At 40.9% G+C, this 21195-nt stretch carries 17 protein-coding genes; 9 read left to right on the top strand and 8 right to left on the bottom strand.

Features of this window, described 5'->3' with window-relative positions:
• Positions 1–97: 97 nt before the first annotated feature.
• On the top strand, positions 98–2014 hold the full coding sequence (gene acs / locus WDA22_04335; GenBank protein MFA5832689.1) for an acetate--CoA ligase: 1917 nt from the start codon (positions 98–100) through the stop codon (positions 2012–2014).
• A 114-nt stretch (positions 2015–2128) separates the two neighbouring features.
• On the opposite strand, the gene WDA22_04330 is transcribed toward acs, so the two are convergent.
• From WDA22_04330 to WDA22_04310, 5 genes are all read right to left on the bottom strand, one after another.
• Positions 2129–3796, bottom strand: coding sequence for a hypothetical protein (locus tag WDA22_04330; protein MFA5832688.1), 1668 nt, complete (start codon positions 3794–3796; stop codon positions 2129–2131).
• On the bottom strand, positions 3793–4560 hold the full coding sequence (locus WDA22_04325) for an ABC transporter ATP-binding protein (protein ID MFA5832687.1): 768 nt from the start codon (positions 4558–4560) through the stop codon (positions 3793–3795). The genes WDA22_04330 and WDA22_04325 overlap by 4 nt, the downstream gene beginning before the upstream one ends.
• A gap of 496 nt (positions 4561–5056) precedes the next feature.
• Complete coding sequence (locus WDA22_04320; protein MFA5832686.1) at positions 5057–5689, bottom strand: LysE family transporter; 633 nt, start codon at positions 5687–5689, stop codon at positions 5057–5059.
• Positions 5690–5836: 147 nt separating this feature from the next.
• On the bottom strand, positions 5837–6841 hold the full coding sequence (gene dusB, locus WDA22_04315) for a tRNA dihydrouridine synthase DusB (GenBank protein ID MFA5832685.1): 1005 nt from the start codon (positions 6839–6841) through the stop codon (positions 5837–5839).
• A gap of 48 nt (positions 6842–6889) precedes the next feature.
• Positions 6890–7906: an isocitrate/isopropylmalate family dehydrogenase gene (locus WDA22_04310; GenBank protein ID MFA5832684.1), complete on the bottom strand. Its 1017-nt coding sequence runs from the start codon at positions 7904–7906 to the stop codon at positions 6890–6892.
• A gap of 274 nt (positions 7907–8180) precedes the next feature.
• Between WDA22_04310 and WDA22_04305 the strand changes: the two genes are divergently transcribed.
• The 7 genes from WDA22_04305 (at position 8181) to mqnC (ending at position 16659) form a co-directional block, all read left to right on the top strand.
• The gene (locus WDA22_04305) at positions 8181–9455 is read left to right on the top strand and encodes a M48 family metallopeptidase (GenBank protein MFA5832683.1); all 1275 of its coding nucleotides are present in this window, start codon (positions 8181–8183) and stop codon (positions 9453–9455) included.
• Positions 9456–9563: 108 nt separating this feature from the next.
• Positions 9564–10388: a UbiA-like polyprenyltransferase gene (locus WDA22_04300; GenBank protein MFA5832682.1), complete on the top strand. Its 825-nt coding sequence runs from the start codon at positions 9564–9566 to the stop codon at positions 10386–10388.
• Between the two features lie 16 nt (positions 10389–10404).
• The gene (locus WDA22_04295; GenBank protein ID MFA5832681.1) at positions 10405–10956 is read left to right on the top strand and encodes a UbiX family flavin prenyltransferase; all 552 of its coding nucleotides are present in this window, start codon (positions 10405–10407) and stop codon (positions 10954–10956) included.
• Between the two features lie 3 nt (positions 10957–10959).
• Positions 10960–12726 carry a menaquinone biosynthesis decarboxylase gene (locus tag WDA22_04290; GenBank protein ID MFA5832680.1) on the top strand — a complete coding sequence of 589 codons (1767 nt, stop codon included), beginning with the start codon at positions 10960–10962 and terminating at the stop codon, positions 12724–12726.
• Positions 12727–12748: 22 nt separating this feature from the next.
• The gene (gene mqnE / locus WDA22_04285) at positions 12749–14611 is read left to right on the top strand and encodes an aminofutalosine synthase MqnE (protein ID MFA5832679.1); all 1863 of its coding nucleotides are present in this window, start codon (positions 12749–12751) and stop codon (positions 14609–14611) included.
• A gap of 28 nt (positions 14612–14639) precedes the next feature.
• Positions 14640–15506 (top strand): TIR domain-containing protein, encoded by an 867-nt coding sequence (locus WDA22_04280; GenBank protein MFA5832678.1) that lies wholly within the window; start codon positions 14640–14642, stop codon positions 15504–15506.
• 58 nt (positions 15507–15564) lie between these two features.
• Positions 15565–16659 (top strand): cyclic dehypoxanthinyl futalosine synthase, encoded by a 1095-nt coding sequence (mqnC, locus tag WDA22_04275; GenBank protein ID MFA5832677.1) that lies wholly within the window; start codon positions 15565–15567, stop codon positions 16657–16659.
• Positions 16660–16712: 53 nt separating this feature from the next.
• Here the strand turns inward: mqnC and WDA22_04270 are convergent, their stop codons facing one another.
• The 3 genes from WDA22_04270 to ychF all read right to left on the bottom strand — a co-directional run bounded on the left by WDA22_04270 (position 16713) and on the right by ychF (position 19899).
• Complete coding sequence (locus tag WDA22_04270) at positions 16713–18146, bottom strand: phosphoglucomutase (GenBank protein ID MFA5832676.1); 1434 nt, start codon at positions 18144–18146, stop codon at positions 16713–16715.
• Entirely contained in the window at positions 18130–18711 is a 582-nt protein-coding gene (locus tag WDA22_04265) for a zinc ribbon domain-containing protein (protein MFA5832675.1), read from the bottom strand. The genes WDA22_04270 and WDA22_04265 overlap by 17 nt, the downstream gene beginning before the upstream one ends.
• 93 nt (positions 18712–18804) lie before the next feature.
• Positions 18805–19899, bottom strand: coding sequence for a redox-regulated ATPase YchF (gene ychF, locus WDA22_04260; GenBank protein MFA5832674.1), 1095 nt, complete (start codon positions 19897–19899; stop codon positions 18805–18807).
• 268 nt (positions 19900–20167) lie between these two features.
• On the opposite strand from ychF, the gene argC reads away from it, so the two are divergent.
• Positions 20168–21193, top strand: coding sequence for an N-acetyl-gamma-glutamyl-phosphate reductase (gene argC / locus WDA22_04255; protein ID MFA5832673.1), 1026 nt, complete (start codon positions 20168–20170; stop codon positions 21191–21193).
• The last annotated feature ends 2 nt before the right edge of the window (positions 21194–21195 follow it).

The following is a 21195-nucleotide window of genomic DNA, read 5'->3' as shown; positions in this document are numbered from 1 at the left end:
TTTCACACAAAATCCCTTGCATAAATCATGTATCTTCTGTACTATTTCGAACATTCTCCCACAAACATCAATGAGACTTTTTTGAAGGAGTATTACAATGTCGGAAACAAAAAATGCGCAGGTCAATCCCGCAAAAGATGAAATCTACTACCCATCCCCTGACATCATCGCTCAAGCAAATGTAAAAGATCCTGAAGCCGTCCGCAAAGAAGCAGCAAAAGATATAAAAGCCTATTGGGCAAAACGGGCGGAAGAACTTGAGTGGTATAAAAAGTGGGATACTGTCTTGGATGATTCAAACAAACCATTTTTCAAATGGTTTACGGGTGGGAAAACAAATATTGTTTTGAATGCTTTGGACCGACATGTGAAATCGTGGCGACGCAATAAACTTGCATTGATTTGGGAAAGCGAAAAAGGTGAAGTTCGTTCGTTTTCCTATCATGCCATGAATCGAGAAGTCTGCAAATTTGCCAATGTTCTCAAAAGTATGGGTGTTGTTAAAGGCGATCTTGTCACCATCTACATGCCGAGAATCCCCGAGACGGTAATTGCCATGCTTGCTACAGCAAAAATCGGCGCAGTCCATTCAGTTGTGTACGGAGGATTTTCCGTGGAAGCACTTCATGGGCGTATTGAAGATAGTGGATCGAAAGTTGTCATCACCGCCGACGGCGGAAATATGAACGGAAAAAAAATTGAACTGAAAAAAATTGTGGATGAAGCTTTAAAGCGTTCAGGAGCTCCGGAAAATGTCGTCGTCATTAAACATCTCGGCATTGATGTGACGATGGAACAGGGACGTGATTTTTGGTATCACGAACTGATGACGATGCCAATGTCAAAAAACGGTTTGAAATGTGAGACCGAAGTAATGGATGCAGAAGATCCCCTCTTCATTCTTTATACTTCCGGAACTACTGGAAAGCCAAAAGCTATTCTTCACACACACGGCGGTTACTCCGTTGGAATTAATGCAACTATTAAAGATGTGTTCGATTTAAAAGAAGAAGATCGCTGGTGGTGTACGGCTGATCCGGGATGGATTACAGGACACTCATACATTGTTTATGGACCATTAATTGCCGGTGCAACATCCATCATGTATGAAGGGGCGCCGACTTATCCTTATCCAGACCGCTGGTGGTCTATTATCGAAAAATATGGAGTTACAATTTTTTATTCTACACCGACTGCCATTCGTGGATTAATGCGTTTTGGTCAATCATGGGCAAATCGACATGATCTCTCTTCCCTTCGACTACTCGGCAGCGTCGGCGAACCGATCAATCCCGAGGCGTGGCGATGGTTCCACAAAATTATCGGAAAAGAAAAATGTCCAATTATGGATACATGGTGGCAAACGGAGACGGGAATGTTTATGATGGCACCGATGCCTGCGCAACCATTGAAACCGGGTTCTGCCACAAAACCATTCCCCGGCATCGACGCTGATGTTGTCAATGCTGAAGGGAAACCTGTTGCCGTTGGTGAAGAAGGATTTCTCATCCTAAAAAATCCATGGCCGGCAATGATGCGAACCATCTTTAAAGATCCGGAACGATATGTCAGTACTTATTGGAGCACTTATCCCGGATTTTATTTTGCCGGCGACTCCGCCCGAAAAGACAGTGACGGATATTTCTGGGTTATTGGTCGAGTAGACGACGTCATTAAAGTTAGTGGTTACCGCTTGGGAACAGCAGAAATTGAATCGGCATTCATAACGCATCACGCGGTTGCTGAAGCCGCTGTTATTGGACTACCGCATGAGCTGAAAGGAATGGCAATTCATGCCTATCTAATATTGAAAGCGGGAAACGAAGGGAATGATGCACTCATAGAAGATCTTCGAAAACACATTTCCCATGAACTTGGACCAATTGCAAAACCGGAGAAGATTGAGTTTGTGACGACATTGCCAAAGACACGGAGCGGGAAAATTATGCGGCGTTTGTTGAAAGCACGAGCTCAAGGATTAAGCGAGGGAGATATTTCAACATTGGAAGAATAGATTTAATAACCTTGCGAAGGTTTTAAGTTTTTTTCAGTCAACCTTCGCAAGGTTTTCCAAACCAAATACAAACATTAACTCTTCACCTAGCATAGCTTATTTGCTACTGCCCTTCTACCCAAAATACTCCGCGTTGTTCACTTTTTTCATCACTCTTTTTTTCAAGACATGGTCAAACCAAAAATATATGCTGACGAAAACAAGGATAGATATTCCGTAAGAAATTTCGGTGGAGTATATCAGCGGGAAAAGAAACAATAAACCAATTGTAACAATAAACGGTAAAATTCCTATAATGAGCCCTGTTATCGTCGCTTTTTCCGCGAACTGAACCGGACGACTAAATGGTATTCTCGGATACATGATAAAGAGTAACTTTATTGTCACAGCACTGAATAAGAGTAAAATGATACTGTGCATCACAACATGAAAACCATTTGGGATAATGAAAAAAAACACAGATCCGAGAAACAGAATATACGGTAGCATGTAAAATCGAAACAATAATTTTTCCATCGCTAATATCAATTCGGCTTTGCTGACGGGTGTTGCAAAAAATATCCACGATGCAAGATAGGAACGGGATTTCGAGGTTCCTTCTACAAGAACCGTCGGTAAAAAAAGAAGTGGAAGATACAGAAACGCCGATTGCATAACATCGTTCATTGTAAAATAGAATGGATCAAATTCAACATCGCTCCTATTTAATCCCATGAAGAGGTAAAAAATCGTCAATGGAAGCATCCCAAGAATACTTAACCTGAATTGTGTGTCATGCTTAAACTGTCCCCATACTAATAAGGCCATTGCACGCGTTTCGAATTCCGACGTAAACCAAAGGGAAGATGTTGCTTTACCGCTCCCCTTTTTTATAGACGTTTGAGACTCGGAAACTGTTCTGGAAAGATCTTCAGCATACGAGAGTGAAATTTTACCAAGCGCCATAGGAATGATTGCCACAAACATCAACATCCCTGTCAATGCTCCAATATACGTAGCAGTATTACTTGATCCATTCACCAAAAAAACAATTGATGCAAACCAGCTTTGAGGAAGAAAATATAATGACGTTGGCAGTATATCTCCATTTCCAAGATCGAGATCCCGCATCATTTTGGGGAGAATAACATACGAACCAAATATCAGAAACGACATAATCATTTGGAGCATACTTAAAATATTTTGGAGATGCGTTTGCTTGATAAACCGCATGATGGTCGTATAGAAGAGGATCATTAACATTGACACTGAAATACCGAGCAATACGACTGCAAAAAGAGAAGCTATTATTATTCCTGGTTGAAAGGTCAGCGAGGAGATAGATTTCGAGTTTTTGAATGCAAACATGATGCAGCTTGGAAGTCCTAATGATAACGATGTAAGAAAAACGTAGACGAATGTAAACGATATCTTCACAGCAAAATATGTTCGGGATGAAATCGGTTGATAGGAAAGAACTGTATAATCTTCTGGAGAAATGATGAGGCTTCCGAATTCAACCAACATGGTCATGCCGATGGAAATAGCAATAATTGAAAAAACAAAAAACACCGACCACGACAATGATGGAATCGCAAGCACCATCATACTGTAAGCAATTCCAAAAATAATATTCATAATGAAAAACGTGACCAATGCTTTGTTGACAGCTTTCCCTTGATCTTTTGGCTGTTGCCCTCCAAGAGATCTTACACTTCTGTTTGCGGATTGCAGTGAATAGTGCATCATTACCCGCCACTGATGATAATCTACACCAACCGCAGTCAATAATTGTTGAATCATTGTTTCCCCATTGCATTCATAAATTCCTGCGCAGATTCTTTTGCATCACGCACACCGGTTAATTTGGCAAACGCTTCTTCCAGCGATTTCTCTCCCGTTGCCTGTAAAATTTCAAGTGCAGTTCCGTCGATGAGCATTGATCCATTATTAATAATGGCAATGCGGGTACAAACCCGTTCAACCACATCTAGAATATGTGACGTAAAGAAAATCGTTTTCCCTTGCGCGGAGAGTTTTTTCAACAATTCTTTAAATATCAGCGAGGCATTGGAATCCAAACCGTTCATTGGTTCATCAAGAAACAACACGTCTGGATTGTGCATGAGAGCAGCGGCTATTAAAATTTTCTGCTTCATTCCTTTGGAATATTGTTGAATCCGTTCATGCTGACTCTCCTGAAGATCAAACAATGATAGAAATTCAATACTTCGTTTTTCAGCAATTTCAGCGTCCAGGTGGTGCAGATCAGCAACAAGCTGTAAATACTCCCTTCCTGTTAGACTCTCAAATAACGCCCCGGATTCCGGGACATAGCCGATCCTTTTTTTCACTTCAATTGGATCCGTTACAATATTAAACCCCGCAACCCGCGCCAATCCGCTTGTGGGAAAAACCATCCCGGTTAAAATTTTAACCGTGGTCGATTTCCCGGCTCCATTCGGACCAAGAAATCCAAAAATCTCTCCTTTTCCCACAGACAAGGAAAGATTATTTACTGCATTCTTATCACCATACTGTTTTACGAGGTTTTGAATTTCAATCATTGTTCAACTCCGGTTTAAAATAAAAATATCCATCGATCAATGGATTCAAAAATTTAGCTGAGCATCGTACATGCATGATAGACAAACAACAATTTTGTTACTGAGCATTATCCATGTTCATCATAAGCATGATTGACAAACAACGAAGGTGTAATTGGTAAATGTCTAGAAGCCATCTCAAAGACACAAAATCACGGTCATTCTGAATCCCGATGCAATCTCCGAAGGAGTCCTTCGGACCTGAGCGGAGCGAAGGATATCGGGATGAACCTGTCCGCCAAAGGCGGAGAATCTGAAAATAGTATCAGATTTGCCGACATCATTTTGTATTGTGCGGCACTTCCCGTTTTTTGAGATTCCGCCTTGCAGGATTCCCAAATGCGGAACCGTACAGCGGAGCTTCGCTGCGCTTAATAAAAAACATCCATGGCTTGCTCACATCCTTCGCTCCGCTCAGGATGGCAATAGTTTCATTTTTGAGATGGCTACTACTATTTTACATAGCGTATTCTTTTAACAAATTGTAGCCAAGCACTAAACTGACTATCAACAATATCATTCCAAAAAACCTGGTGACTTTTCTGATTCTGCTGATTTCAAACTTCATTTTTTGTTTTTCGACCAATTCAACTAAGGTAAAAAACCAGCCCGTAACTCCGACACCTGTGCCGAGTGCAAACAATGCATTATCCAGCAATACGGGTTGAATAATATGATATCCATGAACAATACCCCCAATCGTTATCCAATACGCAAGGAATGAAGGATTAGAAAAATACATCGCCATTCCCAATAAAAAATAGCGTTTAAATCCGGGAGCATCTTCTTCACTCGGTTGGAAATGTGCCTCGGGCAATTTCCCGAATGTGGTTTTTAATCCGTAAATGAAAAAGATGAGGAATGTAGAGACACGAAAAGCCAGTTCAAGAGAAGGATGTGAGATTAGGGAACCAATTCCAAAAACAGCTGCGGCGCAATACACAACATCCATTAATGCAGAACCTATTCCGATCAACAGCGCCTGCGCCGTATGGTTTCGCAACGCTTTCATGACAACGGCCAGGTTAATAGGACCAATGGGAATTGTTGTTACATAACCGATGATAAAACCGACAAAGAATGCAATCATTAATTACCTAAAGTTGATGCCGAAATCCATATTAGATAAGGAAGTTTACAGGAAAGTGCAAGTTAGAACTTTAATAAGTCAGAAATTTCACGGTAGAAATTTCATCTGTTCTCTATTCTCTATTTGAGAAAATGGCGAGGAAATATTTCAAACCGCTGCGTGTGCCGGCAGAAATTTTTCTTCTTCGATCACACCTTTCTCTTTGACAGAGAGTAGGGTATCGATGATTGGACTCGCTTCATAGAATTGCATTAAATAATTTCGAAGTTTTGCGGCGTTCGCTTCCCCTTTTAAATATCCGATATAAAATTTTCGCATTTCAATCACTGCTCTCTTTTCTCCTTTTCGTTCTACAGAGAGCGTGAGCAGTTCAATACATTTATCAATTCGTTCTGCGAGTATTCTTTTCGGAGTCAGATCCCCAGTTGCAAAATAATGTTTCGTATCAGCAAAGATCCACGGATTATCAATAGCGCCCCTTCCGATCATCACTCCATCACACCCTGTATCGTCAAACACTTCTTTAATCTGCCGCGGTTCAACTAAACTTCCGTTGACGAAAATCGGCATAGAGACAACTTGTTTCACTTTCTGAATCCATGAATAGTCTGGGTCACCATTATGTCCCTGAGAACGTGTTCGACAATGGATTGTCAATCCCTGAACACCGATACCCTCGAGCATCTTTGCAACTTCCACAATTTTTACGGAATGTTCATCCCACCCTAATCGCGTCTTCACAGTCACAGGAATGTTCGTTGCTTTAACTACATTAGAAACCAACCGTTCCATTCTCGGAAGATCTTTCAATAATCCAGCCCCTGCACCGCGCCCGGCCACTTGCTTCACCCAGCATCCACAATTGATATCGATCAGATCAGGATTGAGTGAATCGGCCAGTCTTGCCGCCCCTTCCATGGCGTTCTCATCACCACCATAAATTTGTATACCGAACGTCCGTTCCTCTTCCAGAAACCTCATTTTTTCAAAAGTCTTCTTATTGTTTCGCACAAGACCGTCGGAATTGACAAATTCAGTATACATAATATCTGCACCGAGTTTTTTGCAGACAAGACGAAACGGCATATCCGTCACATCTTCCATGGGAGCGAGTATCAGCGGTTTATCAATATTGATGTTGCCAAGTTTCATATTTGTGTTATTGTAGGTCAACATTAATGCCGACCTACAATAGAGTATTCAATTTGATTTAATATGTTGAACAATAAATTCTGCGAACTGTTTTGTTCCTACAGTCGATTTGGGATTTAAATCCCGAGTGACTTCATTTGGATTCATTAGTGTTTCGCGGATTGCTTTATAGATTTTTTCGGCTGCGACAGTTTCACCTAAATGGTTCAACATCATAGCCGATGCAAGAATTAATGCTGAGGGATTCGCCAAGTCTTTTCCCGCAATATCCGGCGCGCTTCCATGAACAGCTTCAAAAATCGCTGCATCTTTTCCAATATTTGCACCCGGAGCCACACCAAGTCCACCAACCAGTCCGGAACAAAGATCAGAAAGAATATCACCAAACAAGTTTGTTGTGACAATAACATCGTATTGATTCGGATTCAACACAAGCTGCATTGCCATATTATCGATGATAACATCATTACATAGAATGTCAGGAAACTCTTCAGCAACCTTCTTCGCGACTTCAAGGAACAATCCTCCCGTAAACTTCATAATGTTTGCTTTATGAACAATCGAAACTTTCTTACGGTTAAATTTTCGAGCATATTCAAACGCCGCCCGAACAATACGTTCACTGCCGTAACGGGTAATAATTCCAATTGTTTCCGCCGCACTCTTTTGTGCATCGATATAATGTTCAATACCGGAATAAAATTCCTCGATGTTTTCCCGAAACATCACAATATCCACATCGCTGTAACGTGACGGAACACCTTGAAAAGATTTTGCAGGACGGAGATTGATATAAAGATCGAATTCTTTTCTCATCGCAACGTTGACGCTGCGAAATCCTTTACCCAGCTGTGTTGTTAACGGGCCTTTCAGTGCGACTTTATTTTGGGAAATTGAGGCAATGGTTTGTTCAGGAATTGGATCTTTATGTTTTTCAATTCCCGCCATTCCTGCATATTGTTCATCCCAGCGAATATCAACTCCGGTCGCTTCAACCACTCGAACTGTTGCTTCTGTAATACTTGGACCGATTCCATCACCGGGTATAAGAGTTATAGTGTACATTAAATCCTTCAGTTATTTTTAAATTAATTTATCAAATTTACGAAAAAACCGAGTAAGTTCAAAGAATCGGCAAAACACCTGCAAACACTAAAAATGTATTTTGATGAATAAGATTGCCCTTTCCCTTTTCTCTATTTCTATATACATTTTCTTATCGATGAAAGAATAGATAACAACGGAAAGTCAAGTAATCTGCATATGATAAGCTATAGCGATATCTCCCACGGCACAACACAGAAGATGTATCAATACTGATGAATCTTTTTTTGAAATAATGAGTGATACACTTCTTCATAATGCCAGGAACTTCTACGAGCAGCAGGCATACAATAGAAGAATGACCATTGTTTTTATTCTCCTCTTCATTATTATTTTCCTCGCGCTTGGGATAGGATTTGATCTTTATTTTGGGATCAGTTCAATTAAAAGCTTTTTTCTTTTGCCAATGTTAATTTTGACGATTGGATCTTTAATTAAAAATCTTCAAGGAAGAATTGCATTGCGGTTATGGGATGAAAACAAAGAAGAGGACGATTCAGGCTTCGAGTTTGAAACATTTATGATAAAGTTGGTTATTGGAATCATCGCTACATTTATGATTTTCATGTTCATATGGCATTATCAATTACTTATATACATGGATGAAAATACTCATTCAGGATCAACTATACCGAAACTCTTCATTTATATTTATAAAATTTTTGAATTCCTTGATTCCCCGTTTATGAAAGCCATGCCTTGGGGAACTGCCATTACCATTATCGTCACTATAGTACTAACAATTACGAGTTTGCGATGGGGAGCCCAATCAATTGTTTGGTCAATCAATCCTATTCCATCTGATAATTTAACGGAAAAATATACGCTGCTTAAAAATGTTACAAATGAAATGAGTCTTGCGGCAGGAATTGAGATGCCAAATGTTGCAATAATCGAAGATGATGATCCAAATGCATTTGCCATCGGCACATTGTACAGCGAAAGTACAATCGTCGTTACGACAGGATTATTTTCTACCCTTAACAGGGAAGAATTACAAGGAGTTGTCGCTCACGAGATTAGTCACATTCGAAATAACGATACGCAGGTTTTGACAGTAGTTACTGTACTATTTGGAGCGATACTACTTATTTCAGAATGGATGCGAAAAATGGTATTTTTAGGGAAAGGGGTCGGCGTCAAGATTTCCGGAAGTTCATTCATTATCCGTATTATTTTTTTTATCGGTTGGGTCGTGACAATCATTTTTGCCCCACTTATTGCACGCATGTTAGCAATGTCTGTTTCGCGTCAGCGGGAATATCTCGCGGATGCAAATGGTGCGGAGTTGACAAGAAACCCATTGGCGCTTGCCAGTGCGCTCTCTAAAATTGAACTGTGCGCTGAGCCGACCAAATCCATCCCAAAAAGTATTGCTCATTTCTGCGTAATCGATCCGCTCGGCAGGAAGATCAATAATAAGGAAGGATTTTGGGCAGATTTGTTTTCAACACACCCTCCATTTCAGAAAAGGATAATGTTTCTGAGATCGATGGCATACCATCCTTGAACCGTATCAAAATAGCGTATACTACATTGCTTCCCCCTTCTTTTTTCGGTAAATTTAAGAAGCCACAGATTAATGCTGTGGTTTTTTGTTAATAGATTGAGTTGATTTTTGAAAAAATATTTATCGTTTATTAAAATAGAACACACCCTTTTTTCCCTGCCGATGATCTATAGCGGTGTGTTCCTCGCATCAAAAGAAAGACCGACAACACTATTGCTCATCCTTGTCCTTATTGCTGCAGTCGGTGCCCGACTGGTTGCAATGACGTTGAATAGAATTATTGACCGTTCGATCGACAGGCACAATCCCCGCACAATAAATCGGGAACTTCCCAGTGGAAAGATGAACTTAAAGGAAAGCTACGGCGTTCTGATTTTGGGTTTAGCATTATATCTTATATCCGCAAAATTAATTTCTGATTTTTGTTTCTATCTTTCTCCCATTCCGTTGATCGTCTTTGTGATATACCCATACTTAAAACGCTTTACTCCTCTTGCACATTTTGGAGTGGGAATGGGATTAGCGATGGGACCTCTCGGCGGATTTTTTGCTGTGACTGGTTCAATTGACAGATTTGGTGAAGCATTGCTTTTACCTCTCTTCAACCTGTTTTGGGCTACCGGATTTGACATTATTTATTCTACACTTGATGAAGAATTCGACAAAAAAGCCGGTTTATTTTCCTTTCCATCCCGTTTTGGAAAGATACGAGCATTGCAAATTTCCGGCTTGTTGCACATATTGGCATTCGTCGTTCTTGTCGCTCTGGTACTGATTTCGTTAAAGGCATTAATTGCAGTCCCGTTTTTGCTGCTGAGCGGATTCCTCCTTTGGCTAGAACAACACAAAGCAGAAGATGTAGAATTGGCATTTTTTAAGATCAATATTATTGTGGGATTCAGTATTCTCATAATGATACTTGTCAGTATATAGAATTTAGGATTTACCGATGAAAATAATTTTGGGCATCACAGGCAGTTCGGGGGCAGTTTATGCTTTAGATTTTTTAAAGAAATCTATTTCTGAAAAATTTCTGGTCGTGAGCAAATGGGGAAAAGTACTGCTGAAAGACGAATTGAAGATGGAAGAAACTGAACTTCTTCCCTATGTAAAGAAACAATTTGACGACAAAGATCTCACAGCACCAATAGCATCCGGATCTAATTACTTTGATGCGTTTGTAATTCTCCCCTGTTCTACATCGACTTTAGGCAAAATCGCATCCGGAATCGGCGATACATTAATCACCCGAACAGCACAAGTTGCCTTGAAAGAACGGTATAAACTTGTTATTTGCGTCCGTGAAACACCGATGTCCACGCTTACCCTTGAACAATGCGCAAAACTTTCATCGTACGGCGCCATTATCATGCCGATCTCTCCTCCGCTCTATTTTGTTCCAAAAAACGTCGATGAATATATTGGCGCTTTCACTGATAAAGTTCTCGGAGTGATTGGCGAAAAAAGAGGCAACGGCTGGAGAGCTGAGGAATTAGAATAATTTATGTTTGATAATCTACAAGATTTTGTAAAACATCTCGAAAAGAACGGCGAACTTCATCGCGTAAAAGTCGAAGTCGATCCGGAATTGGAGATTACCGAAATTGCAACACGCGCTCTAAAATTGGGGAAGCCGGCCTTGCTGTTCGAACATGTGAAAGGGGCAGATTTTCCTCTTGTCATTAATATGCTCGCAAACGAACGGCGAATTGAATTGGCATTGGGAAAACATCCGGATGAACTCGGCGAACAATTGATCTCGTTTGCCGAAAAATTGATGCCCCCCTCTCCGAAAATCCTGCTAGAAGAATCCGCAATGATTCGCAGATTATATAATGCCAGACCAAAAAATGTTACCATCGCTCGTTCACAGGCTGTAATTGAAAAACCAAATCTCTCCGCACTTCCCATCTTAAAAACATGGCCGGAAGACGGTGGGCGTTTTGTGACATTGCCGCAAGTAATTACGTACGATCCGAAAACAGGGAAAAGAAATATTGGAATGTACCGCATTCAAAAATTTGACGATCAAACCACGGGGATGCACTGGCAGATCGGCAAAGGAGGCGGTTATCATTATCACTCCGCTGAAAAATTAAATCAACCCTTGGAAGTAGCACTTGTTATTGGAAGCGATCCAGCGTTGCTCTTGGCAACAGTTGCAGCACTCCCGGAAGGAATTGATGAAGCAATGTTTGCTGGTTTCTTGCGCGGCAAACCGACAGAATTTGTTAATGCACGTTCATTAAACATAGCAGTCCCTGCCAATGCAGAATTTATTTTTGAAGGAATTGTAAAACCACACGAACGCCGTTTAGAAGGACCATTTGGAGATCATTTCGGACATTATTCCAATGCCGCTGAATTCCCTGTGTTCCATATTCAAACTGCCACGCGCAGAAAAGATCCGATTTATCCAGCAACAATCGTCGGAATTCCTCCGATGGAAGATAAATTCATCGGAGACGCTACACAACAAATTCTTGCACCGCTCGCACGACTGATTCACCATGAAGTGAAAAATATCTGGGCATATTATGAAGCAGGTTTCCACAATCTGTTAGTAGTTTCTGTCAATGAACGATATCAAAAAGAAGCAATGAAAGCAGCGCTTGGTTTAATGGGAACAGGACAGCTTTCACTCACAAAATGTCTGATCACTGTTTCAGAACAAGTGGATGTCCGAAATTTTAATGAGGTACTTAAAGCAATCCATGAGAATTTCGATCCGCATTTTGATTTTATCATGATCCCAAAGGTACCTCTTGATACGCTCGATTTTACATCGTTCAAAATGAATCTCGGCAGCAAGATGATTATCGATGCGACTCAGAAGAAAAAGCCGAAACAAAAAATTAATGTGAAAAAATTAAACGACGTGGTAAAATCTCTTTCTTCTTATGATAGAAGAATTATTGACGCTCGTTTGATTGAAGGTGCTTTTCTTCTGGTGAAAGTGAAAAAAGATGGTGACGCTGTTATTAAAAAAATTGTGAAACATCCTGAACTTCTCGGGGTGAAGATGGCGGCGACAGTTAGTTTCGACGTGGATATTAACGAACAAGAGAGTTACATTTGGGGCGTTTTCACACGTTTCGACTGTGAACGAGATATTATTTTTACGGAACAAAAATTGATCGGCATCTCCCCCATTTATAAAGGTATCCTTGGGATCGATGCCACATGGAAAACCGGTTATCCCAATCCGTTATCAATGGATGAAAGTATCATAAAGAAAGTGGACGAACGATGGGACAGTTACTGGAGATAATTTTATTTACTAATCGATTATCATGAATACGACAATACATTTCAGAGACAAAAATCTATTCCCTATTTGGGATAAAGTTCAACAAGGAAAACGCCTTTCGCTTGATGATGGATTAACCATGTTCGCTTCACAGGACTTGATTTCCATCGGCAAGATGGCTCATGCTGTACAACAAATGAAAAGCGGCGATGCCGTGTATTATGTTGTCAATCAAAAAATTGAACCGACAAACATTTGCGTACTCTCATGCAAGTTCTGCGACTTTGCCGTGAAACAAGGGTCGCATAATGCATATGAAATGACAATCGAAGAGATTCTTTCTAAGCTCAACTCTGATGTTCATGAAGTTCATATCACCGGCGGTTTACATCCTGACTGGCCGTGGGAATATTATCTTGGTATGGTTCGAGATATTAAAAAGAATTTTCCTCAGGTTGATGTGAAAGCATTCACGGCGGTGGAGATTGATTTCTTCCATAAAAAATTTAAAATGCCGATTGAAGAAGTGTTAAAACAATTATATGCGGTCGGTTTGCGCACAATGCCGGGCGGCGGTGCGGAAGTGTTTTCGGAACGTGTTCGGAAATTATTATTCAATCAAAAGATTGGTGCAAAAACATGGTTTGAAGTCCATAAAACTGCGCATAAAATGGGAATCCCTTCAAACGCCACTCTTTTGTATGGACATATCGAAACATACGAAGAACGCGTTACGCATATGACAAAACTGCGCGATGCGCAGGATGAAACGCATGGATTCCTTTCGTTCATTCCGCTGGCGTTTCAACCCGGCGACACCGGAATTAAACCAAAGAACAATTTTACTTCTGCTGTTGAAGATTTGAAAACAATTGCCATTTCGCGACTGATGCTGGATAACTTTCCACACATCAAAGCATACTGGGTGATGTTAACGGAAGAAGTTGCATCGGTGGCGCTGAATTTTGGAGCAGACGATATGGATGGAACGGTCGGTGGTGAAAAAATTGCACACGATGCCGGTGCCATCAGTCCTATGACGATGGCAAAAGATAAACTGATCAAGATCATTAATGACGCCGGAAAAATTCCTATTGAACGGGATGTCTATTACAATGCGTTGAATGTGAATACGGAAAATGTTATCGGTAAGATTCCATACCTCAATTCTGTCCCATTCTATGAACACTTCGAACAACGCCAGTTTAAAATGCTTCCGATCGTTCCAAGACGTATGGGTCAACTTTCGCAAAAAGACCAGATTGATGCAGGTTTGTTTTCGTTGATGGATTATTTTTCTCAGGAAGACAAACTACAGGCCATGAATTTTTGCATTGCCACCCGCGATCAAGTAAAAAGTGTTATGCTCTTCTCAAAAGAAGGATGGCAGGGATTAAAAGGAAAACAGATCGGTATTATTGATGATACTGCAACATCTATTCGATTATTACAAGTATTGTTAGAGAAAAAATACAACGTTAAAGCGACTTTTACCAGAATGCACGCCAGTGTTAACGATTATTCACAGTTTGATGCAATTTTATTAATCGGTGACGAGGCCTTAAAGGCAAATAAAACCGGATTACTAGGATTTGACCTTGTTTTCGATCTTGCCAAGGAATGGTACGAATGGCAAAAGCTGCCATTCGTTTTTGCAGTTTGGGCGCATAAGAAGTCACTTTCCGCCGAAAAAATTTCGGAACTGCAGGAAATCATTCAACAATCACTTGAAAAAGGTGAAAGCCAGCTCGAAACAATCGGCCAAATACACGGACAAGCGATAGCATTAACAAAGTCTGAAACATCAGAATTTCTTGAAGGATTTAACTATCGACTCGGTGAACGAGAAAAAACTGCAATGAACATATTCAAAAAACTTATTGAAGAAGTTCAAGTAATTTCGTAACTTAGCCAATCTAAAACATATTGAGACAATGGATCAACAGACCGTTACGAAACTTCAAGAGTTAATTCAACAAGGCGAAAAATTGGCTCCGGAAGGTGGACACGAATTTTCCGGATATAACGCTAAGATGCAAAGCCAGTACTTAATGTGGCGTAAGTCTTGTCTTGATACTATCACAAAGATTGGTGAGAAAGCAACTCCATTCAGAGAAAAAATCACGAAGGATGAGAACGGTGCATATTTTTACCAAAATTCCGCACAGTTGATTCTTGAAACAGTGAAACTCTCTTTACCCGTTGCAGAAGCAGAATACAAAAAAAATACTGCACAAGCTCCGCCACCGAAACCCGCTCCGGTGGCTGCAGCTCCTCCAAAACCAGAACCCGCTGTGCCGAAAGCAGTACCGCAGCCCGTTCCGGCAGCAACGCCAAAACCTGAACCGCCCAAAGCAGCACCTGCATCTCCAGCAGCCGCTGCTCCTGTTGCACAACCGGTTACATCGTCTTCAAGTAAACAGGTGTTAGTGCTTTCGTCGTCAACTTCTGAATTGCAGAATCAGTTAACAAATTTGTTGAAGGAAATGGGAATTGAAGGAATAATGTTCCAACGGGGAACGGCTCCTGATGCAATCGTGGGATTCTTAGAACAATACCCGACAGTAAAATATGCATATTATCTTTACAATCCGGATGACATCAACAGTGCGATGTTTGAATTAGGATATCTCATCGGCAAAGTAGGATCGCACCGTGTATGCTGCATCCATAAAAAAGATGATGCACCACCAAAAGGAATTCCCGGTATTATCTATAAAGAAATTGTCGTGAAGTTAGAAGAGATTAGTTTCAGTCTTATTAAAGACCTTAAAGCAGCTGGATACACAGTTACATTTTAATTTTTTACCTTATACCCTGTCAAGATTCTGCCTCTTGACAGGGTTTTTAATTTTTACTATGACTCTCACTGAAATTTATTCAAAAGTTCGTGACGGCAAACGCATCAACCGTGAAGAAGGATTATTCCTCCTTCGTAATGGACAATTGTTGGAACTTGGAGATCTTGCAAATCAGATTCGTTTCAAAAAGAATCCCGATCCTCAAGTGACGTTCGTCCTTGATTCAAATCCAAATTATACCAATGTCTGTACTGTAGATTGTATCTTCTGCGCGTTCTATCGTCACCCCGGTGAAGAAGGAGTTTACACCTATACGGTAGATCAGATGCTGGAAAAATTTAAAGACTCTGCCAAGAAAGGGATCACGACGATTCTTCTTCAGGGGGGAGTGAACCCTGCTCTGCCGTTTGAATATTATGTGGAGATGGTAGAGCGAACGGTGAAAGAAGTTCCGGAAGTGTACCCTCATTTTTATTCCACATCCGAAATAATTGAAATGGCTCGAGTGTCTGGATTAACTCTGACTCAAGTGTTGCAACGATTATGGGATGCAGGGCAACGCTCCATTCCAGGCGGTGGTGCTGAAATCCTTTCTGACCGAGTTAAGAAAAAGATCAGCAGCAAAAAAGGAACTTCTGAGGATTGGCTGAATGTGATGCGTACAGCGCATAATGTTGGTTTCAAATCAACTGCAACAATGATGTACGGTCATCTGGAAAAGGATGAAGATATCATCGAACATCTGGAAGTTGTTCGTCAACTACAGGATGAACTCCATGGATTCACAGCATTTGTTCCGTGGAGTTTCAAACCGGGAAATACTCCGTTGGAAAAAATAATTCCGACGTATGCAACACCAAAACGCTATTTGGAAATAATTGCTTTCTCAAGAATCTATCTTGATAATTTTGATCACATCCAGGCATCATGGTTCAGCGAAGGGAAAAAGACAGGGCAGATTGCGCTTCATTTCGGTGCCGATGATTTTGGCGGGACGCTTCTCGAAGAGAATGTTCATGCGGCAGCAAATTTCGTGAATAAGACCAACACCGAAGAATGTATCCAATTGATTCACGAATCCGGTTTTGATGCAGCACAGCGGGGAACACTCTACGATATCAAACGAACCATTACACGAACAAAAGCAGCGTAAAAAAAGATGACTGTCACTTAAAAAGTGACGGTCATCTTTAGAATAACACACTTCTAGTAATCGATTAACTTCTTCCCTTCTTCTAATAATCTCAACAGTTCATCTTCTGTTCTTCCCTCTGCATAGATCCTCACTATCGGTTCGGTCTGCGAAGCTCGGATTAACAGCCAGCGCGAATCTCCAAATAAAAATTTAATTCCATTTAAGATCTCTTTATCATATAGTTTGCGAACCTTTTCTATAAAAAATTCTTCAAGATTTTTTGAAGGATGAAAATGTTCGCAGTGATGTAGCATTTCTTCTCTGTTTGACGAACCTGCTGCGATATCAATTCTTTTGTAATGCAGCTCTCCGACGATACCTTTCACTTCTTCCCAGAGTTCGTACAGTGATTTACCACTCATTGCCAGCAGCTCACAAAACAATAATCCGGATAAAATTCCATCGCGCTCCGGCAAATGTCCTTTAATGCCGAACCCGGCACTCTCTTCAACACCGATCAGAAAATCAGTTTTCATCATTATGTCTGTGATGTTTTGAAAACTGACATTCACATCAAAGAACGGCAAATTCCATCGCTCAGCCAGCATGCGCACTTTATCCGTTACGGGAACAGATTTAATGACCGCACCGCGCAGGTTTTTATAGTGATAGACATGCCAAAGTAATAAAAGGATTGTCTGTTGGACTGACACCCATTTTCCATCAGGAAAACTAATGGCACACCGGTCTGCATCTCCATCAGTCGCGATGCCTATGATTGCGTCTGTAACGCTTACATTATAAAATAGCGGTTCAAGATTTTTTTCGATCGGTTCCGGACAACGGTCATAAAAATTTGGTTCAGGGGATCCGAAGATTGTCTGCGCACGCCAGCCAAGCCCGACAAGAATATCTTCAAGAATTGTTTGACCAGCGCCACCCATCGAATCGATCATCACACTGGGATTGTTCTTTGGATTCAAAGCATATTCCCGCAAAAGAGTGAAATCAATCACCGATGTAAGGTGTTCAAAATAATCCGGGTAAAAGTTTTTCCGAGAAATATTTTCTGTGGTGTGTAGTTTTTCGGATTCATCCCTGAGAAATGCTGCAACTTTTCTTGTCTCCTCAACCGTGAACGGACCGCCATATTCCGCTTTAAATTTTACGCCATTGTATGAAGGAGGATTGTGACTTGCCGTAAGTACGATGCCCGCGCCACAATGGTGATGTTTTACACTAAAGGATAGTATGGGTGTAGGGACAATATTTTCAGAAAGAATTGCCTTGATATTATGGGCGGAAAGAATACTGGCGAACAATTCAGCGTACTGTCGGGAAAGAACGCGTCCATCAAATCCGACCGCTACAGGTTTTGATGATAGATTTTCCGATTGAAGATATCGGACAAATGCTTCGGCTACACGAAAGAGATTCTCTTCGTTGAAATGTTCTCCAACAAGTGCGCGCCACCCATCATTTCCAAATTTAATCGTTTGTTTCATCAGGCGGATTATTTTCTGCGAGGATGTTCTGAGCAGAGAGATATTGATCGGCAGGTACAAACACTTTAATCGGATACTTAAAAATCGTTCGGCCAAGAGCATTGTCCATAAACCCATCGGCGAGAACACCAATATTTGTGGTGTTTGTTGAATGCGCTGTGATTCCGGCACTCTGCAATCGTCCCCGAATCATCTCCGCCTCATAATAATCGTGAGAGGAAAAAATCACAGTCCATCCTTCCGATGCTTCTATTCCGATATGTTCATCACAATAATGTCTCTTTTTCTTCACTGTAAGACATTCAATGCAAAACAATTTTTGGCAGACAACACAGACTCCTACTGCAATGCCGGTGGGATGATTTGTGCAGGAATATTGATCTTCTGCGTAGAGCGTTCCACATTGAGGGCAGTAGTCAGAATCAAGATCTACTTCTCCACCGCAATTGTCACATTGATTCATCGGCGCAGGAACAGGTAGTGTATCCACGAGCAAAATATTGCAGTCTGAGCAAAACAAGGCTTCGTCAGTATACTCTACTTTACAGTTCGGACAAAATTTCATTGTAATAAAGATTACGTTATTGAATCATCGGTTCTTTAAATCATTGAATCATTCAAATGTTCCAATCGATTAATGAATAAATGCTTCAATGTTTTAAACGTTGAATCTGAAGTGACAAACATCTCCATCTTCCATAACGTAATCACGCCCTTCAACATGGAGCAATCCATTCTCTTTCACTGCCGCTTCCGTCTTCAGCCGAAAAATATCTTCGCATTTGATAATTTCAGCACGGATAAATCCTTTTTCAAAATCTGTGTGGATAACGCCGGCTGCTTCCGGTGCCATCGCACCTTTGCGGAGCGTCCAAGCGTGAACTTCTTTTGGACCGGCTGTAAAGAATGTGATTAATCCCAACAGATCCATTCCTTCGCGCACCACCTGTTGCAGGCCTGATTCTTTTAATCCAAGACCGACTAAAAACCCGGCACGTTCTTCCTTCGGAAGTTCAGCAACCTCCGCCTCCACTGCAGCGCTCACAATAACAACTTTAGCTCCTTCAATTGCCGCAATCTTCTTTACCTCTTCAACATATTTGTTCCCTGTTGAAATCTCTTTTTCGTGAACATTGCAAACATACATCACCGGTTTGTTGGTTAGCAAATGCATGTCACGCAAAAACATTTTTTCTTCATCATTATGCACCTGCACATAACGCGCAAGTCTGCCGGTCGCAAGGTGATCTTTCACTTTATTATAGAAGTCGGCTTCGGGGCGCGCTTTCTTGTCATTCTTTGCTCGATGTTCCGCATCGCGGACCTTCTTTTCAATCGTATCCATGTCTTTGATTATCAATTCAGTTTCAATCACTTCGATATCCCTTTGGGGATTCACACTGCCATCCACATGAATAATATTCGGGTCATCAAAACACCGGACAACATGAGCAATGGCATCCGTATCACGAATGTGTGAAAGAAACTGATTTCCCAGTCCTTCACCTTTACTTGCACCTTTTACCAACCCGGCAATATCCACAAATTCGATGGATGAAGGGAGAATCTTTTGAGATCCATATATCTTTACAAGCCCATCAATTCGTTCATCATCAACGAAAACAACGCCGACGTTTGGTTCTATTGTGCAGAATGGATAATTGGCTGCCTCAGCACCGGCAGCGGTTATTGCATTAAAGAGAGTTGATTTTCCTACATTGGGAAGTCCGACAATACCACAGTTAAAGCCCATCTGATTAAAATTCCTACATTCGAAATGATGCCGCTTTACGGCATCCCGCACAGCGGGACAAATTCCAAACTTGTTTATGTGATCTATGCGAGTTCTGTCGTATCGTAACGAAATAGCTCAAGTGCAAAATCGAGATTTGTTTGGTTTGAATTAAAAGTAAGATACGGAAAATTTGCAGGGGTTCCAAAAAGCGAGTGGGATGTTTTTTTTGAAAAAAAATAATCGGGATCTTGTATAATTATCCATTTTTCCGTATAATTATGCAGCTATGAAAAAGACAATTTCCATTATCGGCGCATCGGGTTATTCCGGTGCGGAATTATTAAAGATCCTTCTGCGGCATCCACACTGTACGGTAAGTCGGGTATTCGCCAACTCATCCGCAGGAAAACGGGTTGAAGAGTTATATCCCAAGTTTCGACAAACAGCTGTCGGGCATCTTGTCTTCGAAGAATATTCGATTGACAAAGTTTTAAATGATGATCTTATTTTTATTGCGCTTCCTTCCGGGGAAGCAATGAATTTTGTTCCGGCATTAGTTGACGCAAGGAAAAAAATTATCGATCTTGGCGGAGATTTTCGGTTACAAGATCCACTGCTCTATACTAAGTATTATAAGCATGAACATAAGGCTTCTGCCTATCTTTCAAAAGCTATCTATGGCTTGCCTGAATGGAATAGACAGAATATTCAATCAGCTCAAGTAATCGCTAATCCCGGCTGTTATGTAACAAGTGTATTGCTTCCTCTTCTTCCATTGATCAAAGAAGATCTTATCGAGAGTAATGGGATCACCATTAGTTCATTATCTGGAGTCTCGGGCGCGGGACGCAGTGCATCGATCGATTTGTCATTTACAGAAACAAATGAGTCAGTAAAAGCATATAAAGTCGGCGTTCATCAGCACACTCCGGAAATTGAAACAGTTCTGAACGATTTTGGTGGAATGAAATCTACCGTTACGTTTGTACCGCATTTAATTCCAGTCACTCGTGGAATTTATTCATCAATTTTTGCCAGATCGAAAGAAACAATTTCTTTTGAACAAATTGAATTGGCATACAAAAAATATTATTCGCAAACGCCTTTTGTCCGTTTAATCGGCAGTTCTGTTCCGGAATTGAAACATGTTCAGAACACGAATTTTTGTGATATTGGGTGGAAGATGTACGAACGAAATCAGCAGGTTATTCTCCATTCTGTGATCGATAACCTTACAAAAGGCGCCGCAGGACAGGCAATACAAAATATGAATCTGATGTTCGGATTTGAAGAAACCATAGGACTCATGTAAGC

Source organism: Bacteroidota bacterium, assembly GCA_041658205.1.
GTDB lineage: Bacteria > Bacteroidota > Ignavibacteria > UBA10030 > UBA8401 > UBA8401.
Note: the sequence above shows the minus strand (reverse complement) of the source record. Positions and strands in the feature narration are given on the sequence as shown.

Bases quoted from the DNA above. Each gene is read 5' to 3' on its own strand.
- WDA22_04290 (MFA5832680.1), top strand. From the start codon at position 10,960: ATGTTTGATAATCTACAAGATTTTGTAAAACATCTCGAAAAGAACGGC.
- WDA22_04320 (MFA5832686.1), bottom strand. From the start codon at position 5,689: ATGATTGCATTCTTTGTCGGTTTTATCATCGGTTATGTAACAACAATT.
- WDA22_04265 (MFA5832675.1), bottom strand. From the start codon at position 18,711: ATGAAATTTTGTCCGAACTGTAAAGTAGAGTATACTGACGAAGCCTTG.
- WDA22_04325 (MFA5832687.1), bottom strand. From the start codon at position 4,560: ATGATTGAAATTCAAAACCTCGTAAAACAGTATGGTGATAAGAATGCA.
- WDA22_04295 (MFA5832681.1), top strand. From the start codon at position 10,405: ATGAAAATAATTTTGGGCATCACAGGCAGTTCGGGGGCAGTTTATGCT.
- WDA22_04310 (MFA5832684.1), bottom strand. From the start codon at position 7,906: ATGTACACTATAACTCTTATACCCGGTGATGGAATCGGTCCAAGTATT.
- WDA22_04280 (MFA5832678.1), top strand. From the start codon at position 14,640: ATGGATCAACAGACCGTTACGAAACTTCAAGAGTTAATTCAACAAGGC.
- dusB (MFA5832685.1), bottom strand. From the start codon at position 6,841: ATGAAACTTGGCAACATCAATATTGATAAACCGCTGATACTCGCTCCC.
- acs (MFA5832689.1), top strand. From the start codon at position 98: ATGTCGGAAACAAAAAATGCGCAGGTCAATCCCGCAAAAGATGAAATC.
- WDA22_04270 (MFA5832676.1), bottom strand. From the start codon at position 18,146: ATGAAACAAACGATTAAATTTGGAAATGATGGGTGGCGCGCACTTGTT.
- mqnC (MFA5832677.1), top strand. From the start codon at position 15,565: ATGACTCTCACTGAAATTTATTCAAAAGTTCGTGACGGCAAACGCATC.
- argC (MFA5832673.1), top strand. From the start codon at position 20,168: ATGAAAAAGACAATTTCCATTATCGGCGCATCGGGTTATTCCGGTGCG.
- WDA22_04305 (MFA5832683.1), top strand. From the start codon at position 8,181: ATGAGTGATACACTTCTTCATAATGCCAGGAACTTCTACGAGCAGCAG.
- mqnE (MFA5832679.1), top strand. From the start codon at position 12,749: ATGAATACGACAATACATTTCAGAGACAAAAATCTATTCCCTATTTGG.
- WDA22_04330 (MFA5832688.1), bottom strand. From the start codon at position 3,796: ATGATTCAACAATTATTGACTGCGGTTGGTGTAGATTATCATCAGTGG.
- ychF (MFA5832674.1), bottom strand. From the start codon at position 19,899: ATGGGCTTTAACTGTGGTATTGTCGGACTTCCCAATGTAGGAAAATCA.